A 3,952-nucleotide genomic window follows, 5' to 3' on the forward strand; every position below is an offset into this window, starting at 1 on the left:
CCGATGACGACGAGGCGCTTGGGCACCGCGCCGAGTTCGAGCGCGCCGGTGGAGGAGACCACCGTCTTCTCGTCGATCGCGACGCCGGGCAGCCGCGTCACGTCGGAGCCGGTGGCGATGACGATGTTCTTCGTCTCCAGCATCTGGTTGCCGCCGTCGTCCGAGATCACCTCGACCCGGCCGGCGCCGGCGATGCGGCCGCGGCCGTGATAGGCATCGACCTTGTTCTTCTTGAGCAGGAACTCGACGCCCTTGGTGTTGCCGTCGACGCCGCCCTGCTTGAACGCCTGCATTTTTTTGAGATCGAGCTTCGGCGTGCCGACATCGATGCCGAGCTCCGAAAAGTGCTTGTTCGCCTCCTCGAAGGCTTCGGAGGCGTGCAGCAGGGCTTTCGACGGGATGCAGCCGATGTTGAGGCAGGTGCCGCCGTGGGTCGCCCGCTTCTCGACCACCGCGGTCTTCAGCCCGAGCTGGGCCGCCCGGATGGCGCAGACATAGCCCCCGGGGCCGGTGCCGATGACGACGAGATCGTAGCTCATGGAAGGGTCTGTCCTCGTGATGGCGTGTCGGTTGAGCCGGTGCGCTCCCAGGCCTCGATCAGGCTGAGGAGTTGCGGCGAGCGGGGTGGGGTGAGGTCGCGGGCGTAGGCGGGATAGGTCTTCCGCTCGTCGCCGATCTGCAGGTAGGGCGGCATCAGCAGCGTCGCGCCGCGCCGGACGAGGCGTTCGAGCGCCTCCGGCTTGTCGAGGCGGATCGCCTCGAAGGTGAAGGTGCCCCCGGCCTCTTCGATCGGCGTCTCGGGGGCGATCCGGCCCTCGTCGAGCAGCGCCGAGAAGGCGGTGAGATCGTCGCTCTTCAGCGCCGCGTAGCCCCGCGCGCTGTCGCGGCGCTGCTCCGGGGTCAGGGCGGCCAGGGCGGCGGCGACGGCGACCTCCCGCGGATCGCGCCCGTCGCCGTTCTCGATCACGCCGAAATCGGTGACGAGCCGGAGCACCCGCCCGCCCGCACCGAGGCCCCAGTAGGAGGCGTAGACGCCGTCGCCCCAGCCGCTGGAGAAGACCGCGACCCGGGCCGGCTCATCCGGCAGCGGCCGGTGCATCACCCAGTTCAGGTTCGAGTCCTTCAGCGCGTCCGCGAGCACGTCGTCGTAGTAGTTGCTGTAGCCGGCCCGCTTCTGCTCCTGCGCCTCGCGGCGGTCCATGGCGGCGCGCGCGTCCGGGTCCATGAAGCAGCCGAGGCCGGCATCGACGGGATAGCCGAAGATCTCGCCCGCCTTCAGGGCGGCGACGTCCTGACCCGGCACGAGGGCGAGCTCCCAGCGTTCCGGCTCCGTGTCCGCGAAACGCAGTTCGGCCAGGGCGACGCGGCCCTGGGCGAGATAGAGCGTGACGGGATGGGTTCCCGGCTCGACCCGACGGGTGAAGGGTGCCCGGTCGGGCTGCACCAGGGGATCGGTCGCGATCACCGCACCGGTCGGGAGCGGCAGGTCGCCGAGCGCCATCCGCGTGATGCCCCGCGCGCGCAGCGCGTCGTCCGCGAGTCCGGTCACCGACAGGGTGGGCTCGCTCTCGCGGATGTCGAAGGGTCCCTCGGCCATCGGCCTGTCTCCGTCGCGCGCCGCCCGCTGCCACGGGAAGAGCTTGGCGAGCGAGGCCGCCAGCCCGGCGCCGACCGCCGCGGTCGCGAGCCACAGCGCGGCGCGCCGGGTCGGTTCGGGAAGTCGGGGCACGCTCATGCGATCGTTCGGCGCTCACGGGTGCCGGCCGCGCGGTCCCGTTCCCGGAGGAGCGGGACCGCGGGCGGCGTGAAGGGCGCGTCGATCAAAGATCCAGCACGAGGCGGGCCGGATCCTCCAGGGCCTCCTTGACCCGCACGAGGAAGGTCACGGCCTCCTTCCCGTCGACGATGCGGTGATCGTAGGAGAGCGCGAGGTACATCATCGGCCGCGCCTCGATCTTGCCGCCCCGCACCACCGGCCGCTCCTCGATGCGGTGCATCCCCAGGATGCCCGATTGCGGGGCGTTGAGGATCGGGGTCGACATCAGCGAGCCGTAGATGCCGCCGTTGGTGATGGTGAAGGTGCCGCCCTGCATCTCGTCGATGGACAGCTTGCCCTCACGGGCTTTCTTGCCGAAGCCGGCGATCGTCTTCTCGATGCCGGCGATCGACAGGTCGTCGGCGTTGCGCACCACCGGCACGACGAGGCCCTTATCGGTGCCGACCGCGATGCCGATGTGGTAGTAGTTCTTGTAGACGAGGTCCTGCCCGTCGATCTCGGCGTTGACCGCCGGCACGTCCTTGAGCGCGCCGATCACCGCCTTGGTGAAGAAGCCCATGAAGCCGAGCTTCGTCCCGTGCTTCTTCTCGAAGATGTCCTTGTACTGCGCGCGCAGGGCCATCACCGCGCCCATGTCCACGTCGTTGAACGTGGTCAGCATCGCCGCCGTGTCCTGGGCGCTCTTGAGCCGCCGGGCGATGGTCTGGCGCAGCTTGGTCATCCGCACGCGCTCCTCGCGTGCGGCGTCGTCCGGCGCGGAGGGGGCGCGGGGCGGGGTCGGAGCCTTCGCTTCGCTCTTGGCGTCCTGGCTCTTGGCGTCCTGACCCTTCGGAACGCCCTTGTCGATCGCGGCGAGCATGTCGCCCTTGGTGACCCGGCCGTCCTTGCCGCTGCCGTTGAGGCTCGCCGGATCGATGCCGGATTCGCGGGCGAGCTTGGCCACCGCCGGGCCGCTCTCGTCGGCGCCGCGGCCCCCTGCGGGCGGCGCATCGCCGTGGCTGCCGTAGGAGGCGGAGGATTCCTGGGCCGGCGCCTCCTCCTTGGCGGGCTTGCCCTCGCCCTTCTCCTCGCGGCTGTGCGCCTTGGTCTCGGCCGGCTCGGCGCTCTTCGGGGCGGGCTTGCTCTCCGCCTTGCCCGCGCCCTTGTCGGCCCCTTTGCCGCCCTCGACGATCGAGCCGAGCACCGCGCCGGGCTCCACCGTCTCGCCGTCCTTGACCAGGATCTCGCCGAGCTCCCCCGCGGCCGGCGCGTTCACCTCGAGCGTGACCTTGTCGGTCTCGAGTTCCACCAGCGGCTCGTCGGCGGCCACGGTGTCGCCGGGCTTCTTGAACCAGCGGCCGATCGTGGCCTCGCTCACGGATTCGCCGAGCGTCGGGACGAGGATGTCGGTTGCCATGGTCTTGTCGCACCCCCGAGCCGGGGGCCTCCTCTTCAGGATCTTAGGACGGCGGCCTCACGGCTGCCGCAGAATCAGGGACGGAACGGGCGCGGCGGCGTAGCGGAAGCCGGCCTCCGCACGGATCACCGGGTCGGCCGCGCCGAGCGAGACGGCCTCCGCCGCGTCGGCGGCCTCGACCAGGGCGAAGCCCCAGGTCTTGGCGGGCTGCTTGACCGGGCCGGCGTCGTCGCCGGGCTCGAAGACCGGGCCCACGGCGATGGCCCTGCCGTCCTGCGCCCGCGCCATCCAGTAGGCCGCGTGCTCCTGGAACAGCGCCTTCTCGGCCTCCGTCGCGTCGAACGGGAAGGTCGGGCGCGGCGGTTCCAGGCGGAGCAGGAAGTAGGGCATCGGAGCCTTCAGTTCGCCAGAGCCTCGTTGAGGAAGGCCTGGAGCTGGGCGAGGTGCTTCGACATCTGGCCGACCGCGGTCGAGGCGGAGGCCGGACGCCCGACGTAGCGGGGCCGCTTCGAGGCGGAGCCGGCCTGGCCCAGCACCCAGTCGAGATAGGGCTCGACGAAGGACCACGAGCCCATGTTCTTGGGCTCTTCCTGGCACCACACCACCTCCGCGTTACGGAAGCGGCTCATCTCGTTGGCGAGCGCCTTCAGCGGGAACGGGTAGAGCTGCTCGACGCGCATCAGGTAGACGTCGTTGACGCCGCGCTTCTCCCGCTCCTCGTAGAGGTCGTAGTAGACCTTGCCGGAGCACAGCACGACGCGGCGGATCTTGTCGTCGCG

At 70.6% G+C, this 3,952-nt stretch carries 4 protein-coding genes and 1 pseudogene; all 5 read right to left on the minus strand.

Features of this window, described 5'->3' with window-relative positions; genetic code table 11:
* The coding region (locus tag MFF42_RS19000; protein WP_238257145.1) for an FAD-dependent oxidoreductase at nucleotides 1-539 on the minus strand (539 nt) is incomplete at its 3' end.
* Nucleotides 536-1,735 carry a DUF4241 domain-containing protein gene (locus MFF42_RS19005; RefSeq protein ID WP_238257146.1) on the minus strand — a complete coding sequence of 400 codons (1,200 nt, stop codon included), beginning with the start codon at nucleotides 1,733-1,735 and terminating at the stop codon, nucleotides 536-538. The genes MFF42_RS19005 and MFF42_RS19000, both read right to left, overlap by 4 nt.
* 85 nt (nucleotides 1,736-1,820) lie before the next feature.
* Nucleotides 1,821-3,173, minus strand: a complete 1,353-nt coding sequence (gene odhB / locus MFF42_RS19010; RefSeq protein ID WP_238257147.1) for a 2-oxoglutarate dehydrogenase complex dihydrolipoyllysine-residue succinyltransferase — start codon at nucleotides 3,171-3,173, stop codon at nucleotides 1,821-1,823.
* A 57-nt stretch (nucleotides 3,174-3,230) separates the two neighbouring features.
* The gene (locus MFF42_RS19015) at nucleotides 3,231-3,563 is read right to left on the minus strand and encodes a YciI family protein (protein WP_238257148.1); all 333 of its coding nucleotides are present in this window, start codon (nucleotides 3,561-3,563) and stop codon (nucleotides 3,231-3,233) included.
* An 8-nt stretch (nucleotides 3,564-3,571) separates the two neighbouring features.
* Nucleotides 3,572-3,952: pseudogene (gene sucA, locus MFF42_RS19020) on the minus strand (2-oxoglutarate dehydrogenase E1 component); the annotation flags it as partial.

It is taken from the genome of Methylorubrum podarium (assembly GCF_022179745.1).
GTDB classification, from domain to species: domain Bacteria; phylum Pseudomonadota; class Alphaproteobacteria; order Rhizobiales; family Beijerinckiaceae; genus Methylobacterium; species Methylobacterium podarium.

Bases quoted from the DNA above. Each gene is read 5' to 3' on its own strand.
- MFF42_RS19005 (WP_238257146.1), bottom strand. From the start codon at position 1,735: ATGAGCGTGCCCCGACTTCCCGAACCGACCCGGCGCGCCGCGCTGTGG.
- odhB (WP_238257147.1), bottom strand. From the start codon at position 3,173: ATGGCAACCGACATCCTCGTCCCGACGCTCGGCGAATCCGTGAGCGAG.
- MFF42_RS19015 (WP_238257148.1), bottom strand. From the start codon at position 3,563: ATGCCCTACTTCCTGCTCCGCCTGGAACCGCCGCGCCCGACCTTCCCG.